This window comes from Rhodococcus sp. 05-339-2, from assembly GCF_002258965.1.
GTDB lineage: Bacteria > Actinomycetota > Actinomycetes > Mycobacteriales > Mycobacteriaceae > Rhodococcoides.
The window spans coordinates 15,520-34,895 of sequence record NZ_NOYW01000002.1 but is presented as its reverse complement, the minus strand read 5'-3'; the positions used below and the strand labels follow the sequence as shown (position 1 = coordinate 34,895).

General features: G+C 59.6%; 16 protein-coding genes and 3 pseudogenes. 7 read left to right on the top strand and 12 right to left on the bottom strand.

Features of this window, described 5'->3' with window-relative positions; all coding sequences use genetic code 11:
• Positions 1-710 precede the first annotated feature (710 nt).
• A pseudogene (locus CH273_RS00200) lies at positions 711-932 on the top strand (AMP-binding protein); the annotation flags it as partial.
• A 57-nt stretch (positions 933-989) separates the two neighbouring features.
• Here CH273_RS00200 and CH273_RS00195 read toward each other — a convergent pair.
• Positions 990-1,537: pseudogene (locus CH273_RS00195) on the bottom strand (ice-binding family protein); the annotation flags it as partial.
• 500 nt (positions 1,538-2,037) lie between these two features.
• Here CH273_RS00195 and CH273_RS00190 point away from each other — a divergent pair.
• The gene (locus tag CH273_RS00190) at positions 2,038-2,718 is read left to right on the top strand and encodes a TetR/AcrR family transcriptional regulator C-terminal domain-containing protein (RefSeq protein ID WP_032393699.1); all 681 of its coding nucleotides are present in this window, start codon (positions 2,038-2,040) and stop codon (positions 2,716-2,718) included.
• Between the two features lie 118 nt (positions 2,719-2,836).
• Here CH273_RS00190 and CH273_RS00185 read toward each other — a convergent pair whose 3' ends face one another.
• Positions 2,837-3,325 (bottom strand): hypothetical protein, encoded by a 489-nt coding sequence (locus CH273_RS00185; RefSeq protein ID WP_032393593.1) that lies wholly within the window; start codon positions 3,323-3,325, stop codon positions 2,837-2,839.
• A 942-nt stretch (positions 3,326-4,267) separates the two neighbouring features.
• Between CH273_RS00185 and CH273_RS27275 the strand changes: the two genes are divergently transcribed.
• Positions 4,268-4,480, top strand: a complete 213-nt coding sequence (locus CH273_RS27275; RefSeq protein ID WP_143546083.1) for a hypothetical protein — start codon at positions 4,268-4,270, stop codon at positions 4,478-4,480.
• A 557-nt stretch (positions 4,481-5,037) separates the two neighbouring features.
• On the opposite strand, the gene CH273_RS00175 is transcribed toward CH273_RS27275, so the two are convergent.
• From CH273_RS00175 to CH273_RS00135, 9 genes and pseudogenes are all read right to left on the bottom strand, one after another.
• Complete coding sequence (locus tag CH273_RS00175) at positions 5,038-5,232, bottom strand: SDR family NAD(P)-dependent oxidoreductase (RefSeq protein ID WP_032393591.1); 195 nt, start codon at positions 5,230-5,232, stop codon at positions 5,038-5,040.
• A gap of 14 nt (positions 5,233-5,246) precedes the next feature.
• Positions 5,247-6,203: an SDR family oxidoreductase gene (locus CH273_RS00170; RefSeq protein WP_032393590.1), complete on the bottom strand. Its 957-nt coding sequence runs from the start codon at positions 6,201-6,203 to the stop codon at positions 5,247-5,249.
• Positions 6,155-6,716 (bottom strand): annotated as a pseudogene (locus CH273_RS00165) (SDR family NAD(P)-dependent oxidoreductase); the annotation flags it as partial. The gene CH273_RS00170 and the pseudogene CH273_RS00165, both read right to left, overlap by 49 nt.
• A gap of 237 nt (positions 6,717-6,953) precedes the next feature.
• A complete protein-coding gene (locus CH273_RS28345) occupies positions 6,954-7,574 on the bottom strand; it encodes an FAD-dependent oxidoreductase (protein WP_052049187.1) in 621 nt (206 codons plus the stop codon).
• 63 nt (positions 7,575-7,637) lie between these two features.
• Entirely contained in the window at positions 7,638-9,089 is a 1,452-nt protein-coding gene (locus tag CH273_RS00155) for an NAD-dependent succinate-semialdehyde dehydrogenase (RefSeq protein WP_032393589.1), read from the bottom strand.
• 74 nt (positions 9,090-9,163) lie between these two features.
• Entirely contained in the window at positions 9,164-10,099 is a 936-nt protein-coding gene (locus tag CH273_RS00150; RefSeq protein WP_032393588.1) for a PDR/VanB family oxidoreductase, read from the bottom strand.
• Positions 10,096-11,328, bottom strand: coding sequence for a cytochrome P450 (locus CH273_RS00145; protein WP_032393587.1), 1,233 nt, complete (start codon positions 11,326-11,328; stop codon positions 10,096-10,098). Before CH273_RS00145 ends, CH273_RS00150 begins: the two co-directional genes overlap by 4 nt.
• Positions 11,329-11,366: 38 nt before the next feature.
• Positions 11,367-12,389 carry an amidohydrolase family protein gene (locus CH273_RS00140; RefSeq protein WP_032393586.1) on the bottom strand — a complete coding sequence of 341 codons (1,023 nt, stop codon included), beginning with the start codon at positions 12,387-12,389 and terminating at the stop codon, positions 11,367-11,369.
• Between the two features lie 46 nt (positions 12,390-12,435).
• On the bottom strand, positions 12,436-13,587 hold the full coding sequence (locus CH273_RS00135) for a cupin domain-containing protein (protein WP_052049186.1): 1,152 nt from the start codon (positions 13,585-13,587) through the stop codon (positions 12,436-12,438).
• Between the two features lie 370 nt (positions 13,588-13,957).
• Here CH273_RS00135 and CH273_RS00130 point away from each other — a divergent pair, with 370 nt between their 5' ends.
• On the top strand, positions 13,958-15,229 hold the full coding sequence (locus CH273_RS00130) for an MFS transporter (RefSeq protein ID WP_052049185.1): 1,272 nt from the start codon (positions 13,958-13,960) through the stop codon (positions 15,227-15,229).
• Positions 15,230-15,407: 178 nt separating this feature from the next.
• Here the strand turns inward: CH273_RS00130 and CH273_RS00125 are convergent, their stop codons facing one another.
• Positions 15,408-16,349, bottom strand: coding sequence for a LysR family transcriptional regulator (locus CH273_RS00125; RefSeq protein ID WP_032393585.1), 942 nt, complete (start codon positions 16,347-16,349; stop codon positions 15,408-15,410).
• A 46-nt stretch (positions 16,350-16,395) separates the two neighbouring features.
• On the opposite strand from CH273_RS00125, the gene CH273_RS00120 reads away from it, so the two are divergent.
• The 3 genes from CH273_RS00120 to CH273_RS00110 are packed head-to-tail and all read left to right on the top strand — an operon-like array spanning position 16,396 to position 19,243.
• The gene (locus CH273_RS00120) at positions 16,396-17,457 is read left to right on the top strand and encodes an ornithine cyclodeaminase family protein (protein ID WP_143546150.1); all 1,062 of its coding nucleotides are present in this window, start codon (positions 16,396-16,398) and stop codon (positions 17,455-17,457) included.
• Entirely contained in the window at positions 17,457-18,389 is a 933-nt protein-coding gene (gene dapA / locus CH273_RS00115; RefSeq protein ID WP_032393584.1) for a 4-hydroxy-tetrahydrodipicolinate synthase, read from the top strand. The genes CH273_RS00120 and dapA overlap by 1 nt, the downstream gene beginning before the upstream one ends.
• A gap of 11 nt (positions 18,390-18,400) precedes the next feature.
• Entirely contained in the window at positions 18,401-19,243 is an 843-nt protein-coding gene (locus tag CH273_RS00110; RefSeq protein WP_094618272.1) for a fumarylacetoacetate hydrolase family protein, read from the top strand.
• The last annotated feature ends 133 nt before the right edge of the window (positions 19,244-19,376 follow it).

Here is a 19,376-nt window from a genome sequence, read left to right as displayed (position 1 = left end):
CCTTCTCATTTGGCACCCGAGCTGTCAACGGTTCATGCAGCGTCCGAAGATCGTTAACAAACAAGTTACCTATGAACGAGAGGTCTACCGAGCCGGAAGCGAGTTATGATCCACGCGCCTATGCAGTAGGCAAGATCTCCCTCCCGATACAGCTCGAGACGCCTACGCGATGAGTGCTACTTCCGGGCTGTACGTCGCTTGGGTAGAAATTTTGCATACGCTGGGCGGCCCCGCTGTGAAACAGTCCGCATATGGACAACGCCCCCGCGCGCCGCGGCGCAGGGAGCTAAAGCCTCTGTGTACGTTCAGCGGTCGAACCGGGAGCGTGGGTGAGAGTTAGCTGTCGACAGTGACTTCGATGACTATTTCAGCTCACTGGTCCCAGTATTTCAGCCGATCGTCGACTTGAGGACCGGGCTGGTCGTCGCACACGAGGCACTCACCAGGTGGTCGGCTTTCCGGACACTTCGCCAGAGCAGATCTTCGACGTCGCTCGCAGACATCGCGGAGTTGGCTGCGTTCCTTGGGTCAAATCGCGCGACCTGGGTCACCGGTGGTCTAACGGCGTCGCTGGTGTGAGCGGACGAACCGCGGTCATGTTGTTACGTGAGCACGAATCATCGACCTAAATCTGGCCCCACGGGCCGTTTTGGAGACACCCATTCTCGATAGTGTTCCGAATCACACCCTGCATTGGAGGATGAGGATACATGTCTGCCATCGGATACTTTCCGTGGAACTCTACCGCCGAACGCGGTCAGTCTCTTTGTGTTCGAGACGATTCCGGTGCTCTGACCTACAACGACTTCGCCACCCGAGTGGACGCATGCGCGGCACAACTCGCCGATCGCGGTGTCACCCGCGGCGACGTTGTCGCGGTGATGCTGTCGAACAGGGCAGAGCTGCTGATCACGCTGATGGCGGCGTGGCGCGCCATCCAGAGCCAGTAGTCGTCCCTGTACATCGGCATTCGTGGTCGCGGTGATCGACGCCCGCGCCATGATCGTGCCCACGAAATCGGTACTGGTACCGAGAGTGGCCGAGCTTCCGACCTGCCAGAACACGTTGCACGGGTTGGCCCCGTTGATCAGCGAGACACTGCCGTCGGATGCCGTGATCAGCGTCGATGCCGCCTGGAAGATGAAGACGGCATCCGATTTGCCCTGCGCATCGAGTGCCAGGGTTCCGGTGAGCCCGAGCCGTACAACCCTGCCAGCAGAGTCGGTCCGCCCAGTTCGACTCCGGTCGAGGTTGCTCCCGGCCGTCCGGCCACGTCGTCGTGTCCGGTGCTCAGGTCCGCTTTCGCCTGTGCTGCAACAGAATTGCGGTCGTTAATGACCCCACTGGTGAGCTCTCCCGGCGGGAATCCTGTGATGAACGGTTCGACGCCGACCCCTGGACTCACTCCGACGTTTCCGCTGATTTTCGACGGTCCGGTGTTGGTGATCTTGGAGCCGGCCAGTACGGCGTAGCTCTCAGCGGTGCCGAGTTCGACGGTGGTGGGCTGAGCGCCGGCTGCCGAAGCATTGACCAGCATGAGCGCACTGGTTGCCAGCGCGACGTGCCGGCGAGGGCAATCAACGCAGAGCCCTTGCGTCGGGATGTGGACGGCGACGGGTGTTGCGGAGCGTACATGTGTGTACCGATCTGATGGAGGGGGTTCGAGTTAAACGTGTTGTCGCACAGCGAATTATGGGTATCGATTCCCCCGACGAGAGTCGACTGTGAGATTCCGCGACGGTCGACGATGTTCACTGGATTTCACCAGGGGCGTCGAGGTCTCGCAGAGTCCGTAGATCGGTGGATCGCCGGCCGACTGTCTGCAACCGAGCGAATGAGATGGAAGACCAGCGGAGGCTCATGGCCCACTCAGCAAACAAAGAGTTTCCCCGTATCTCTACGGTGTAGAGCAACAGCTGACCACGTGTATGGTCTCGGGTCAAGCGCAGGGCGTTGATGAACAACAAGTTTGTTTGTGGACCGAAAGCCGACTAGCGTGCTGCTTACCTTGATTTACCGAAAATGGTGAAGCACTTCATGACGCCCTCGGACCGATCCAATCAACTTCCCCGCGACAAGATCGATCGCGAAGACGTCGTATCAGCCGCCTTGGCCATCATCGATGGCACCGGACTCGACAGCCTGACCATCCGCAGTCTGGCCGCGTCCATCGATCGCGACCCGATGACCATCTACCGTTACGTTCCAACCAAAGAGGCCCTGCTGGACGCGATCGCCGATTCGATCCTCGGAGGCCTCGTAGCGGTCGACGAGACCGACACCGACTGGAGACGTCAACTGACGATCTTCGCGCGGCATTACCGCGAGCTCGCCCTCGAACACCCGCGGGCGGCAGTTCTTCTGGCGACGCGGCCCCGGGCTACGCCACTCGGACTGGGCACCACGAGGTCATTGGTGTCACTCGAAGGCATCCTCGGTGTACTGGCCACTGGCGGTTTCACCGTCCCCGAAGCACTCTCGGCCTACCGATTGCTGATGTCCTTACTGCGCGGGCATGTGCTCAGCGAGACCCAGGAGACAACGGATCATCCAGACGAGACAGGGGACAGATTGCGCCTCGCGCTGCGCAGACTGCCGATCGAAGACTTTCCCATCATGTCCGTCATCCCCCCGCTCATCACGGAATACGACGGTGCCCACGAACTGAACCGTGGATTGGACGTCCTGTTCAACGGCCTGCGCTACATGTCCACCTGAGGGGCCAACGGATCAACAACGGGCCGATGATTCAAAACTGTTCTAGCACAGCGTATGCAGACGTCTACTGGTAACCCTGCATTTCAAAACTCGTCGTATTCCCCCGGGCCTCGTGGCCTCAACAGGAGCTACCGAACTCCGATCGGGCAGTCTGCTTCGCCGACGACACGAGAACGAATCCCTGCGGCAAGGCATCGACCTGATGGCGTGTTGCCGAGACTTGAGCAGCTTGCGTGCTCGTATCACCGTCCGTGGAGGCGACGACGATGAACAGCGAACCGGGATCGTCGGGTAGTCGAACCACTGGGTCGGCCGTCCAGGGAGATTCGGGCGCAGTCAGGGATACTTGAACGGACCCCGATTGCGGCTTCGATGCGTGCAGCTCACCGAGGGTTGTGTTCTGCTGGTCCTGGGCAAGGCCGTTTCGGCTTCCGGAGACGCCGACGTCATCGACACTGTCGGTACACACGTTGATCAAAATCACCACGGAGCCGTCCGCGCTACGAGTGAGCCCCGTTTTGCCGATGACCTCGGTGTCGATCAGGTTGCCGCAGCCAGCTACCACCACCGCGACGACGAGCGGGGTGGCCGCTTTCATCAGACGCATCTCGTGAACGGTACGGGGTGCTTACCTCCCGCTGGCCGGCTACAGCTGAGCGGGCAACTTCCAGCTCCCTTGCTGGGGTTCGGCTGGTGCGCTCGTACTTGCCTGAGCCGTAGACATCGGCTCTGGCTTGATTGGTCTGCGCCCTGCGTGTGCGCCAGTACGGCAACGGTATTGAACACGTCGATTGGGCGATCGACGGTGTCCCGGTCTTCGCGAGCGTCGTCGCGCTGGCGGGGCATGCCTGATTTTGTCCAGGACGTTGTTGCCGACCTTGATACCGCATGGCCATGGGGTGGCAGCGGTGGATTCACAAGCGCCCGACTCGTCGACGGAGTCGCTATGTGGGAGGGACAGGGACGGTTGTACGGCACGGATGGGAGACCTGGCCGGCATCGTCTGACCAGCCCAGGCCCCGACTCCAGCTAGCGCTGCCCCGTGATTCGTTCGACGGCGGGTTTTCGAGTACGCATCAACCGGGGCGTAGTTGCGTGGTGACAGCTGAACTGCGATCGCAAGTCAAAGACACTGCGGCACAGCATATGCAGAGGTTTGCTGGTAAACCCTGCATATCAAGACCGGTCGTATTGCTCTGCGCCCCGACGTGGGGTATGTGCGGGCAGTCGCTGTCACGGTTCTCCGAGGGTGCCGCTGCCCGTCTTAAGCTGCAGATCATGGATCGACAGCAGCACGGACTCCGCGAAGACTACTTTCCGGCCGGAACCGTTGCTGCCCCAGGTCTATTCTCCATCGGCCCGTCGATACACCTCGATGCACCGTGAACTGTTGGAACAGTACGGTGAGCTGTCGTCGACCTGGGCGGAATCCGCTTTGGCTTCATGCTTGCGTCGCCTGTCGACGAGCTCGTTGTCCGAAGAGTGGGGTGTCGGTGTTGCCGACGCGTGGACGGACGGTCCGGATGCGTTCTGCGTTGTGTACCGGTACATGACTGTCGCGAAGACTCTGGGAATTCGGATGACACAATCGGGGCCGCCTCCTGTTGCGGATACGGCAGACGCTGGGCGCTTCGGCCGAGAAGTGGCCGACTTCGATATCGGGGAGCCGTTGGGGACCGTCGCGAACAACCTCCGGCAGGACAAGAACGGTGTCGACTGGTGGGGCTACCTCGACGCCGATACACCGGAGAAGACCACCTAATTCGTTTCGAGCAGCGCATGAACCGCGGCACAGTGTTTCGCAGCCGATCAAGGATGCCTTTCGTGGGTCAGGACCCATCAACAGGAAAACGAGATCGCGAACGTGCGCACCGAGGTGCACACAGGGCGCTATCACGACATACCAGACCCACCGACATCGCCGCCAATGGCCGGAACTCCGGCCCAGGCATGGTCAACGAGGTCGAGGACCGAATCGAAGCACTGCTGTAGCGCATCCTCGATCACTCGGCGACGAGACGAGTGCATGGCGATCCACGGCAAGGTCATCGCCGTGGATAGACATGGCTAAATCATGGCGGTGGGCGCTACGCGAAACCGCATTGCTGGGCAGAGGACCGACCGACTGTCGACCCTCACTTGAGGGTCGGAACGACTTCGGGACCTTGAATGCCCCGCGGATGAAGCGCGGCCGAGCAACAAAGCCAGCGAGCCCCCACCGAGCAGGCGAAGTTCGACCCCGTGTCTACTCTTTGTGGCCGTCTAGCCTGGTTTTGCGATTGACACCCTTGACTGAACGTACGTTCAGTCAGAAGGCAATCAAAGCGATTCATGGGCGATCGTCTTCGCACCGAGGGCTTCGAGTTCGGCGACGGTCTGCTCGGCGTTCGCGACATCGCCCGAGTAGTTGACGACGACGTTCGCGCCAAGGGTTGCGTACCGCAGGGCAATTGCCTTGCCGATACCCCGAGCGGACCCGGTGATCAGAGCGGTTTTGTTGCTCAGGTCAGTCATAATCGTGATGCTCCTTAGTGCCATTCTGCGGGAGAGGAAGTGACGGGAAAGCTCATGCGAGTCAGACGTTCTGAGAGGTCCCAAGCACGGCAAGCGTCGACTTCGCTGGTCAGCCGGCTGTAGATGGGCTGAGTCGCTGCGGCGCCCCCGAGGTGCATGAAGCCCTTAGGTCCGTAGAACGAACCGCCGGCCGCCTGCGGGTCGGTCGCTGCGAGAAGGGCCGGCTGAGCCGCCGATTCCCGCGTGCCGACGATGATGCCGAGACGGGAGAAAGTGCGCACCATCTTCACCGTCATGGTGTCCTTCGTTCGACCCATTGTCGGCTGGGCCGCAAGGAGGTTGGTCGGGGAAATTCCGGGGTGTGAAAATGTGCTGCGGATTCCCCAGCCTGCGGTATCGCTGCGACGTTGAAGCTCGATTGCGAACAGGCCTTGCACAATCTTCGAGCTGCTGTACGCTTTGGATCCGTTGTAGCTGTGTTCCCAGTTCGGGTCCTCCCAGTTGACCGCGTGATAGTTCGCTGCGAAACTGATCTGGCTGGTCACGCGGGCCTTGCCGGCCGTCAGCAGCGGGAGGATCTGCGCGACAAGCGCGAAGTGCCCGAGGTGGTTGGTGCCGAGTTGGAGCTCGAAACCGTCTTGGGTGGTCTGCCGCGACGGCGGGGTCATTACTCCGGCGTTATTGATCAACAGATTGATCGGTCTGCCGTCGCGCAGCAAATGGTCGGCGAGCTTCGCGATGGAGCTCAGGGACGAGAGGTCGAGGGCACGGACGGAGATCTGCGCGCCGGGGAATTCTCTGCGGAGGCGGTCGGCCGCGGCCTCACCTTTCCTCGTATTGCGAACCGGCAAAATCAGTTCCGCGCCTGCACTTGCCAGACGGGATGCGATTTCAAGGCCGATGCCGTCACTTGCACCGGTTATCAGCGCCAGTTTTCCAGCGAGGTTGGGGATGGAAACAAGGGTGGGCATGAGTGTGGTCCTTTGCTTAGTTGAGGCTGTTGAGGAGCGCGACGGCTTGGGGGGTACTGGCCAGCTGCTTCGGCGAAGCGGAGGGGCTTGACTGCGTCGACGTGAATTTCGGTCGTTTCGGGCTGCGACTCGATGATCTGCATGACCTGGGCGATGAATTCATCGAGCGGAACCGCGTGCGGGTTGTTCTGCTGCGGGAACGAGCGCGGTGCGCACCGACGGCGGCACCAGCTCGAGCACTTTGACGCTCGTGTCGACCAGCTGCAGGCGCATGGATTCGCTGAGCAGGTGGATCGCGGCCTTGGAGGCGTTGTAGGAGGGCGTCAACGACAGGGGAGTGAACGCCACACCGGACGACACGGTGAGGATCATCGAATCTGGTTGCAACTGAAAATGATCGATGAATGCGGCGATCAGCCGGATCGGGCCGAGCAGGTTGGTGGATACCGTTGATTCGGCCGATGCGAGAAAGCCCTCTGTGCTGTGCCAGTCCTCGATCTTCATCACTCCGGCCGCGCCTCGCGCTTCGACAAGAAGACCTGAGGGCAAGGGCGCATCGATCGGAACTGCTCCGATCAATGACGCAATTTTGCACCATCGGTGTTTCAGTCTCTGTCACAACACGATTGGCCTCGAATTCTAGCAAAGTCTGCGAGGTGGTTGACTGCTCGGTTAGCGGCCATGACCCAGGTATGGTCACAGAAAAGGACCTACCACAGGTCATTCGAAAACAACCGCGCGCCCGTGTCATCAGGGTGAATCCACAGAAGCGAGCATCGCTACCAGATTCCTTGCTGCGTCAGACGCTATCCCTAGTTCTTCCATCCTTCGGGACTCTGCCGCGATCGCGGAGGCTCGAGGAAACATCTCTGCCTCGTATGCGCAGACTGCCTCACTGAGCGGCTTGCGCGCCTCCAGGGTCTCGGCGATCGAGGTTCCGAGGATTGCGCCGTCCAGCATCGCTTGATTTGCGCCGTCACCAGTAGGTGCCATCAGATGTGCAGCATCCCCCAGTAGCGTCACGTCTGGTTGTGTCTTCCAACGGACATCCAGTGGGGTAGCCAGAATCGGGCGGGGAACAACCCGGTCGTCAGTGGCATCAAGCATCGCGATCAAAGACGGGTCCCAGGCTGAAAAAAGTTGCCGAAGGCGCGCTTTTGATCCGACGGGATCCGCCGCATCGATACGGTTTTGGACAAACCAGTTCTCGTCGCCGCGGATCGAGACAGAGACGCGAATACTTCCGTCGCCGTTACGTCGAGCCATCACGTTCAGGTTGTCTCCAATGGCGCGTAAGGCGAAAAACCCCTGCGGTTCGCCGGTCTTGTCGCTGTTACGAAACGAGTCTGCATACTCCCGCAAATTTTGCACGGTATCGCCCTATTCCTAGGCGAACTCTTGCCCTTGTCGTCAGAGGTGCGTGTCGTGCATATTTTAGAGAGCAATGTACTTTGTCTCGAGATACTCGCCTATCCCCTCGGAGCCGCCTTCTCGACCGAATCCCGACTCCTTCACGCCACCGAATGGTGCAGCGGCGTCGGAAATTACGCCCCTGTTGATTCCAACCATACCAACGTCCAAGGCAGCTGACACGTTGATCGCGCGATCGAGATTTGTGGTGAACAGATATGCAGCCAATCCGTACGCGGTCGCGTTGGCCGCCGTGAGTGCCTCGTCGTCGGTATCGAATCCGATCACGGCAGCCACCGGCCCGAATATCTCTTCCTCAAGTAACCGTGCATCGGTTGGAATATTATCCAGAACGGTTGGGGTGAAGTAAAAGCCGTCGCAGTCAGGTGCGGAGCCCCCCGTTCGCACGCGCGCACCTTTGGCGACGGCGTCCTCGACAAGCGATCCCACAGCAATCTGTTGCTTCAGGTTTACCATGGGCCCGATTTCGGTGCCCGGCTGGTCACCAGCGCCGACCGTCAGAGCGGTCACGCGCGCAACCAGCTTGTCTGTGAATTCCTCACGTATTGAGTTGGCCACAAAGAGCCTGTTTGCTGCTGTGCAGGCCTCCCCACCGTTGCGCATCTTGGCGAGGATCGCTCCGTCCACTGCCGCGTCGACATCGGCGTCGGCAAATACAATAAACGGGGAGTTACCTCCAAGTTCCATAGACGTTCGGAGCACACGATCCGCCGAGCTGCGGATCAACAGCTTCCCGGTTGCAGTCGAACCGGTGAAGGTGATCTTGCGTAGTCGCGAATCGGCCATCATCGGCCCAGAGACACCCGCAGCGTCGGATGTCGGCAACACTGACAGTACACCTCGAGGTAGTCCTGCATCATTGAATATTTGCGCTAGTAGAAGCATGGTGAGGGGGGTGTCCTCAGCCGGTTTTACGATCACCGTGCATCCTGCGGCCAGCGCGGGGCCGATCTTGCGTGTGCCCATCGCGAGCGGAAAGTTCCAGGGGGTGATGGCCAGCACGGGCCCAACGGGACTCTTGGTCACCAAGATACGACCCGTTCCAGTTGGAGCCGCAGCATATCGGCCCGCTATACGCACCGCTTCTTCGCTGAACCACCGTAGGAACTCCGCGCCATAGATTACCTCGTTTCGACTCTCCGACAATGGTTTTCCCATTTCGAGCGTGATCAACGACGCGAACTCCTCCGCCCGCGTGTGAAGGAGTTCATAGGCGCGACGCAACACACCGGCTCGGTCACTCGGTGCTGTTGTAGCCCAATCCGTTTGGACTGAATCGGCGATCTCCAACGCGGACAGTCCGTCGGCGGCTGTCGCGTCGGCAACCGCGGCGATGACGGCTCCGGTGGCAGGGTTTATGACGCTGAATCGCGCTCCGGAGGAGGATTCAGTCTGGTAGCCGCCAATCCATAGGTCTGTGTGTAACTGCGCGACGGTATTGCGCGGTGCTGTCAAAACTAATCCTCTGGTCGTGTGTGTCGGTGAACGTACGCATCTCGTAGGTTCGAGGATTCATTAAGTCCTGACTGTCACAGGTCCAGAGTGAGAGTCGTTGTTGCTGAACGAGAGACGCATGGCATCATGTATTGTCCCTCCGCCTGTTCGTCCAATGTCAGGACCGAGTCGCGGTGTTCGGGTGTTCCGGCGACGACCGCGAGCTCACAGGTACCGCATGTGCCGACACCACACGATGTAGGTACATTGACACCGGCGTCGTTGAGCACATCGAGGATGCTGCGGTCGGCTGCAACATGGTGTGTTGTTCCGCGCCGAGCCAGGTGCACATCGAAGGGGTAGTCGGTCGCCTCTTCGATATCCTTGGGTATGAACCTCTCGATGTGAAGGGAGTTCGTGGGCCAATGACTGCTCGCTTTGGTCGCCGCGTCGAGAAGGGCAGGTGGTCCGCAGCAGAATATTTTGGCATCGTGAACGACTGCCCCCAGTATTGCCGACAGAGGCAACGGTCCGCATTCGTCTTGCGGGAACAGTTCGACCATCTCACCGAGGGCGCTGAGCTCGTCGACGTAAGCCATTGCGGCTCTGGATCTACCACCGTAGTACAGCGACCATGGTATTCCACGGGAGCGTGCAGCAGCGATCATTGGGATGATAGGGGTGATGCCGATGCCGCCTGCGATGAAGACGTACTCTTGTGCGTCGGCTAACCGAAAGTGATTGCGCGGCAGCGATACATCAACTGTGTCGCCGATCGCGAGCACGTCGTGAACGTGGGCCGATCCACCACGTCCTGATGGTTCGCGCAGTACCGCAATTCGGTAGTGCTTGTGGTCGTCTGGGTCGCCGCACAACGAATAGGTTCGCAGATGCGAACCGCACTGTAGATCGATGTGTGCCCCGGCGTCCCATGTGGGCAGTTTGCGCTCTGTTGAGGACAGCTCGAGCTGAACTACGTCTTCAGTTAACGCGGTCTTACCTGTGACGGTGAGTGTCAGATCCGCAGTCACGGTCGGACCACGTCCGAGGTGCGCATTGCGACCGGAAGTGAGGTCAAGGCAGGAAAGATCAGGTCAGGAAATCTTGATCCTGCTCCGGCGGGTTCGATACGATCAAAGCCGGTTATCAATCCTTTGAGGGTCTCCTGGATTTGAAGGCGCGCTATGGGCGCGCCGAGGCAGTGGTGGAGTCCGCCGCCGAACGCCAGGTGTTGATTGGCATTGCTCCGGCGGAAATCGATGGAATTCGGGTTATCGAACACCGTGTCGTCACGGTTGGCTGCTGCAAGCATCAGGATTACGTGTGCACCGGCCGGAAGGACGGTGCCATCGGAGGCGGCGAACGGCTCGACCAGGTAACGCTCGCGAACATGCAGCGGTGAACGAAACCGAAGCAGCTCCTCCGTCGCCGTCTCCACGAGCGCTGGGTTTGACTTCAGCTCGGCGAAAATCTCGGGATGTAGCGCGAAGATCTCGAAAATGTTGGAGATGGACGTCCGGGTGGTCTCATACCCTGCATCGAGAACCGTGTGGATGAGTGACAGGACCTCGATGTGGGAGAGCTCGCCACGCGCTTCGGCCTCAAGTAGAAGTCGTACGTACGGGCTGTGCTCGTCGGCGGTTCGAGTACTCAGAAAGTCTTCGAAGTAGTCGAGGTAAAAGGTAGTAATCGCGTTCAACGCAGTCGTTTGCAGTTCGTCGAGCGGAACCGGAGAGAAGATCATCAGAAAGTCGTGTTGGCTTTCCGTCAGACAACCCCAATCCTCCTCGGGTATACCGAGAAATCGGCAGATGACACCGCGAGGGATGTCGACAGCAATCTGCCGGACGGCATCGATTGTCTCACCGTCCGTTATTTGCGACAGCGCGCTGGCGACAGATTCGGTGGCGAAGTCTCTAAACTGCGCTACCCGCCGCGGAATAAACAATGGGCCGACTACGTTGCGTAGCCTGCTGTGATCTGGCTCGTCGATCTGTACAAGGTTAGCCCGGAGGCGGTCACGAGCGGGGCTGTCATCGAGCCACGCAGGCGCGGTTGTTCCTGCTGGCTGAACCCGCGTGGTCGTAGACCGTGTGATGTCGCGAATATCTTGGTGGCGACTGACTATCCAGGTCGACTTCATGTTGGGCCACGGAACTGTGCCGAGTTCCCGGAGCTTCGCGTAAGCCTGCGCCCTATCGCCCGCGAGGAAACTTTCATCGCGGAAGTCGATTGGGAAGGCTGGTGAATTGGTGCTCATCGGGGTACCTCCGGAGGCGAGTCTGTGGTCGGGGCGTGTCACGCAGGGGAAAGAACATTGGTCAACTGGTAGATGCGCGCGGCAGTGCCGGCGAAGATCGATTCGCGCTCCGGTTTCGAGTACTGAGCCGTCAACCGTTGGTACGCATTGCATACGTTCGCGAAGGGGCCGGACCCGTCGGTGGGGACGTTGCTCTCGAACATGGTGCGGTCGGGTCCGAATAAATCCACTGTGGTCTCGACGTACGGACGCCACTCGGCAGCAAGTGTTTCCGAGTTTGCGGGTGGGTCGGCCAAGAAGGTAGGGGACCCTGACATGAACGACCCGAGGCCGCCCATCTTGACGGTCACGTTCTCACACTCTGAAATCGCGCGCATATCTCTCTCCCACTGTGGACGTTCCTGTTCCATGCGCCCTGCGTGGCGTCCGATGCCGAGCGGATGTCCCATGTGGTCGAGGACGATGGACGTCTCGGGGAAAGCGCGAGCGAGATCCGCTACGTCGGAGAGCTGGGGGGCGAGAACGAATGCGTCGAACGTCAATCCCATCGGTGCCAAATACGCGAAACCGCGCCTGAAGTCTTCGTCGCGATACAGCCCTGGTCCGAGGTCGAAGACGCCAGCAAGTATGGATGGGTCCTCGTCCCAGAGCGCCTCTTGTCTGATTCCTTTGAATCTGGTGGGTGCTGCTTCGGTATGCGCTGCCAGCGTCTCGCGTGCGGTCGACCGTCGTAGGTCGATCGTTCCGACGATGCCATCCGCTACGCGTATCCCACGGTAGGCGCCGCTTGCGCCCATAGCTGCTTGGCCGTTGTGGAATTCGGTCTGTCCGACAGTTCGGAATTTGTCAGGCCCGTCCATGCGGTACATCGACTGGGACTCGACGACGACGGAGGCGACGACGTTGTGTCCGTCGGAGACGTAGTCGACGTAGTCCTCGATGAGAAAACGTTTGCGCCGCATCACCATCTCCACGATGGCATTCGGCCGGTCGAAGAGATGATGGTGAGCGTCGATGATAGCAATGTCGGGGTCGATGGGCGTTTCGGGTTCGAAGGTCATGACGTTCCTGTCCTACGGTGGGCGGTGGGGCGGTTGCCGCTGTCGACTACGTGTTGTCGTCGTCCCAATTCCGTGGCGCGAGGTAGCCTGTCTGCCCTGCTTCGGTCCCCAAGGCGAGTATCGGTCCGTTCAGGTCCTCCTGCCAGACAAGAGATTCCATTCCGATATGCAACGGGTGGTCCTGTACGGTGTAGGCACTGACGCCAGTCTCACTTGGGTAGTGGGCGTGTTCACGCCATGACGGCGCGGATAGCAACAGGTCACCAGGTTCCCAATCGATGCGTTGCCCGTCCACGATGGAATATCCCGAACCTTTGAAGTGATAGTTGATCGCAACCGAACTATGTCGGTGTCCTCGTCCTTCGGGATGGGGCTTATGGCCGGCTGGGATCTGCGAGAGCGTTACGAAGAAGCTGCTCGTGGCACCTTGTTTGCGCTCAGTCGACGGGTTGTAAAGCGCCATGATCGTCCGCTCGCCGTCGCCGGGTCGCTGGGACATGAGGTTCGAGGTCTTGGCGTACGGCCAGTGCAGGGGTTTGTCGGGGATTGGTTCGATATCGACGAGGAATTCGTACCCGCGTAGTCGGGCGCCCTCCGGTGAGACAACATGATCGGGGGCCGCTCCGGTCGCCACCGCGACGGGTTCGTCCATGTCGATTGGTCCTTCGACGGGAGCAGTGGCCGTCCAGCCGCTTCCGACCGGCTCAAAGTAATGCGTACCCAGTTGGGCGAGCAAAGGCGCATTCGAGTAAGACAACCGCACCCAGAGGTCGTCACCGTCGTTGTGAAATTGGAACGGCTTCATCGACGGGATCGTGCACACATCCAGTTCATCGAACCGGAAGGTGACACCATCGGCGGTCACGCTGCCGTTGCTGCGAATGCCGATGTGCACCTGGGTCGAGTTTCGGCGAATACGCAGTGTCCGTTCACCTGGAAGTAGAACCTCGACCGTTACATCGATGCCGGGTGCGAACCCGCGGCGTGTCGATTCTGGATGGACGATGAGCGCAGCTCGCCGTCCATTGGCGGGCTGCGGGCCGGCCGCGAGCTGGTCGACCACTGCCTCGATCTCGTTGCGCGATACCTTGATCGGCGTCCACGGGGTGGGGAGATCCAAGTCTGTTCCGCTGACATCGGTGAGCCGAACACCTGAATTCAAGATAGTGCTGCGGTCGTTTGAGTCTGTGACCGTCATCGATCGATCCTCCTATGGTGGCGTGCGTCTCATTCGCACGCTTCTTCATGGACGTTAGGCGTCGTCCCGACAAACGTCGAAGACATATTCAGGCATCGACGCATAAGAGATTCCTTAATCCGTGCTGGATACCGTCTTATACGTATTCGTTGATGATTCGATGTTGGAATTCGTATTGGGCACCTTGTGGCGTCAACAGCTACCGTGACCTGCACCACAGGGTTTGAGTCGGGCGCTCTTGGTTCCCGTCGACCTGGACTCCACAACCGAATCGAGATACCCCTCCATGCATCAGGCACTTCCCGAACCTGTGCCGACTACGGCGCACACCGGGCCGAAGGGTCCTTCGTCCTCCGCGCCAATCCGAACGTTGATCGGTGTCTCCCTGGGCAACGGTCTGGAAGGTTACGACTGGGCGGTGTATGCCGTGTTCGCTCCCTTTTTTGCCACCCAGGTATTCGACCCGTCCGACCCGGCGTCAGCCTTGCTGTCGACTTTCGTCGTCTTTGGCGCTGGTTTTCTGATCAGACCGTTCGGAGGTGTCCTCTTCGGATGGTTGGCTGATCGGTTGGGGCGAAAGTCTTCGCTGCTATTGGCGATTGGTTGCGCAACGGCCGGAATGTTGTTGATTGCCGCTGTACCCACGTACGAAGTGGCTGGCCTCGGGGCAGGTGCCATATTGCTGCTCGCGCGATTGCTGCAGGGCCTGGCCCACACTGGTGAGGTCGCCTCCGCCTATACCTACGTAGCTGAGGTTGCGCCCGCTCCACGCCGGGGCATGTGGTCTTCGGCCATCTATGTGTCGTTCACCATCGCTATCATCGCTGCAACGCTGATGGGCGCGCTGCTGAACAGCGCGCTGCCTTCTAACGCGATGACGACCTGGGGTTGGAGGATTCCGTTCGTGGTCGGGTTCGCACTGGGCATTCTCACGCTGGTGATGCGGGCTCGCATGCCCGAGTCGCGGGCATTTACGCAATTGCTCGAAGAACAGCCCGTGCAGCGTCAAAACATTGTTTCGGCTCTGTGGAAATACCGAGCCTCGGGCGTCCGTGTATTCCTGATCATGGCGTCGCTGTCCGCCCTCTATTACGCGTGGGGCGTAGCGAGTACGACATGGGCAATCAATGTGGTCGGTCTCAGTCCTACCGAGGCGTTGTGGGCGGGCGTCGCCGCCTTGACGGTGAGCATGTTCGTGTTTCCGTGTGCAGGAGCTCTGTCCGACCGAATCGGACGCCGTGGCAACTTTTTCCTGTTCGGTATCGGAGTCGGAATACTTGCCTATCCGATGGATCACCTTGCTCGCCAGGGGACCCTCGGCTTCATGGTCGCGATGACAGTGATGCTTTGCTTGTTCACGTTGGCCGGATCCATCCTGCCGGCGCTATTGTCCGAGCTCTTCCCGACCGAGGTACGCGCGACGGGCATTGCGCTCCCGTACGCCCTGTCAGCGGTCGTCTTCGCCGGGACGACACCGTATCTGCAGCAATGGCTGGCCGAGAATGATCATCCAAACACGTTCTCGGTCTACCTCTCCGTTGCCGCTGTCCTCGGCGCGCTGGTCATGTATTTCACTCCCGAAACGAAAGGAATTTCACTCACATACGAACGCAGGGGGAGCCGGTATGAAACGGCAAGATAGCGCCCCCCTTAGCCGAGTTTCGGGTACTTCTTCCCTTCTGGAAAGACTAACTTCCTGTACTCCGACGAGGCGACCCGCTCCAGGCCGGAAATGAACAACAGTCCGAGCGAACTGGAATCGTCCGGTCCGGTTCTGGCCATTCTGAGGGAGGGAGGCGTATGGTCCCCGCCATCAGAGACTATTCCTGGTAGTCCTCATTTAGTCGTTGAGATGAGGTCGCCGCGGCACCCTCCAATCCGTGGCGGACTGCGTCGAGCGTTGCCAGCTGCAGCGGAGAGAAATGCTTATCCTTACGATGAACAAGTACAATACGTTCCTTGAGTGAGAAATCGGGAACATCGATGGGCCTTAGGGCACTATCACTGCCGACTGCGTATGAGGGTGCGATAATGGCCCAATCGTGCTCGATAGCTGCTCTGACCATCGCTTCGGAATGCCCCAACCGAATGACGAAGCTCGGTTCGTCGTATCCCTCGGCGCGAAGCTGGGCCACCAAGTTACGTTGATAGACCACTTCGCTCGGGGCCCCCACCATAGGCAACGCCAACGCTTCGTCAACGGTCAGGGTAGTGCCGATTGCCACGAGATGCTCAGTCGCATAGACCGACAGTTTGACCGTCTGCAGCACTTCTGACTCTGTCGAGTCCGATAAGTGCCGCTCGTCCCAATTGAGTACAGCAAAATCGAACTCGCCTGACTCCACGCCCCGAATCGACTCCTCCGGCCGGGAGATCGACACTGTAATGTCGACGTTCGGACGTTGCTTTCCTAGTTTCGCCAGGATGGGCGCAAGCAAATAGGTTCCCACAGCCATGCTTGACGAAACGAGTACACGACCGGCATCCCCCGACGCGAGGTCTCCGACATCTCGACGTACCTGCGCTGCGCCAGCGAGTACGTTCTTTGCCCATTCGTTCGTCCTCTCCCCGGCTTCGGTCAGCACCAACCGGTTTCCGCGACGAACGAACAGCGCTGCACCGACCCACGATTCGAGCGCCCGTAGCTGTGCAGATACCGCAGGTTGGGCAACCATCAGGATTTCGGCCGCCCGTGTGACGCTGCGTTCGTCGACGACCAGCCGAAATACCTCCAGTCGTCGAAATGACAGCTGAGTATCCATACCGCACCATAACCTTTTAATTATCCCAGCATTCGTAGATCCGTAATTGATTTATATCAGAGGTGAGATCAACGTTGTACGTATCTCGTCATTACTTGCCGATTTGGGCCATCGACCTTCAGCACGAAAGGTGCTCATGACTTCAACTCTCGACGCTGCAGGCCGCGGAACCATCTCGGTCTTCAACGACGCCGAGGTGGTCGATGCTGTCGATCAGCTCGACGCAATCGCCGCACTTCGCGGCGTGCTCGTCTCTGCGTATCGCGGAACGGCCCGCTCGATACCCAAGACTATGTCGCAGTTCGACGACACCAGCACTGCGCATTCTCTAGGTGCGGTGGATAGTGCTGGCAATGTCGTTGCGTTCAAGAGCTGGGTCAATACACCAAGAGGAGCCTCTGCGGTGTTGACCTTGTTCGATTCCGCTGATGGTCGAACGCTGGCGGTCATGGCCGCAGGAGTGCTTGGCATGCTTCGTACAGCAGGTACTGCGGCATTGGCCACGGACATCATGGCCGCGCCATCAGCCGGAGAATTGGCGATACTCGGTACCGGACGTCAAGCTTTCCACCAGGTCGTCGCAATCCACGCCATCCGGCCACTCGGACTGGTTCGGATATGGAGTCCTTCCGAAAGCAGCCGCCGCAAGTTCGCGTCCAGGATCGCGACAGAGCTGGACCTGAGAGTCGAGGTCGCCGACTCCGCCCGCACGGCGGTCCGCGACATGCCTATCGTCACGACCGTAACCCGCGCGTCCGACCCGTTTCTCGACGGCGACTGGCTGGTACGCGGCGCGCATCTCAATGCCGTCGGCGCGATCCTGCAATCTACGGCCGAACTACTCCCTTCAGTACTCCCGCTCAGCGACTTCACGACAGTCGACGACGTCGAAAATGCTGCACGCGGATCGCGTGAACTACGGGAGCATTTCGGCAACGACCTTGGCTCGGTCCTTTCGCTCGGTGAGGTCCTGGACCGCGACGTGAAAAGGCCCACTGATCCGCGGCTCACTGTGTACAAGGGGCTCGGTTCCGGGCTGACGGACCTTGCTCTTGCGGCGCTGGTTTGGAAGAGATCCCACGACACACTCGACCCGAAGGAAAACTGATGAGTTTCCGTACCGATCCCTCCAACATCAATGGGTCGATCGCGCCGTTGATTACGCCGTTCAAAGACAATGGCCAACTCGACACCGACAGCCTTCGCCGGTTGGTGGAATGGCAGATCGATGCTGGAACGCACGGTATTTCCATAGGCGGCTCAACCGGTGAACCGAGTTCTCAGACGATCGACGAACGAATCGAAGCGATCGAGGTGGTAGCGGACGCCGTCGCGGGCCGCGTGCCGTTCATCGCTGGAACAGGTTCCGCTAAACTCGACGAGACGCTCAAGCTCACTGCGGCTGCCGATCGTGCTGGCGTGGATGCAGCGCTCGTGATCACCCCCTATTACGCGCGACCGACCCAACAGGCATTGTACGAATGGTACGACCGTGTTGCCTCGGAGACACCGGATCTGCCGATCATCATGTACAACGTTCCCTCTCGAACGGCTGTCGAACTTGCACCCGACACGGTCGCGCGTCTACACCGTGACGTAGTCAATATCGTTGGGATCAAGGAGACGACCAGGGATTTCGAGCACTTTTCGCGCGTGATAGAAGCAGCAGACAAGGGGTTGCTCGTCTGGTCGGGAATCGAACTGTTGTGTCTGCCTCTTCTGGCACTCGGGGGCATCGGTTTCATCAGCGCAACCGCCAACATCGCCCCAAGGGCATGCGCTGAAATGTACGAGTACTGGATGGATGGCAAGTACGAAGAAGCCCGACGGATTCACTACGCGCTGCATCCTCTTGTGGATCTGTTATTCGTCGAGACCAACCCCACCACAGCCAAACTTGTACTCGAACGCGAAGGGCGAATCGACTCTGCGCACGTGCGCCCACCGCTCATCTCGACGACAGCCTCCGGTATCGCGAAAGTTGACCACCTACTCGCCAGGGCGGCAGGTCTGATGGAACACGAGAGGGCGGGCCGATGAGACTCGGCACGATGGTTATTGACGGACAGCAAATCACGGTGGCCAGCGTCGACGGTGCCACAGTTCACGACATCTCGACGTACGCCGGACCCGACGGGCTGGCGGCTCTTCTTGATTCGGTTGATCTGGCCGACATCACTGGAATCGATCTGTCCGCATATCCAGAAGTGGACGCGCATCGGGGATCGTGGATGCCTCCGATCCCCTCACCGAACAAAATTCTATGCGTAGGCTTGAATTTCAGTACTCACGCCAGTGAAGTTCTAGCCGAGGTCAGTGAACATCCGACCTTGTTTACTCGATTCCCGACATCCTTCGTCGGCCACCACGAGCCGTTGGTAAGACCCAGGGTTTCCCATACCCTCGATTGGGAAGGCGAGATCGCCGTCGTCATCGGCACCCGTGGGCGTAATATCGCCGCCGACGAAGCCCTCGACCACATCGCCGGGTACACGGTGATGGGGGAGAACAGCATCCGTGAATGGCAACTGCACAGCAAACAAGCGACCGCTGGGAAGAACTTCGACCGATCTGGTTCATGGGGACCATGGATCATCACGCGCGATGAAATTCCGGACCCGTCGGCGCTCGAGATCGTCACCGAACTGAACGGCGAGCAGGTCCAACACGGCAAGCTCGCCGACTTAGTCTCTGATATCGGAACCATCATCGCGTATGTCAGCACTTTTACGGAACTAGCACCAGGCGACGTAATAGCGACAGGTACACCATCGGGAATCGGACACCGACGGACACCGCCCCGGTATCTCGCCCCCGGTGACCGGCTGGTCGTCCGGATCCCCGAGCTACTCGAACTGACCAACGACGTGAGCGACGATGACATTGTCCCCTGAACCTGTCCGGACTCGATTCGACAAGAAGCACATTCAATTCACAGACCGCCAAGCTAGACGTGCCGGCGCGGGTTCTCATCAACACGGAGCACACTTTGCCTTTCGATAGCCCCTTTCCGCTGGTACCGATTCC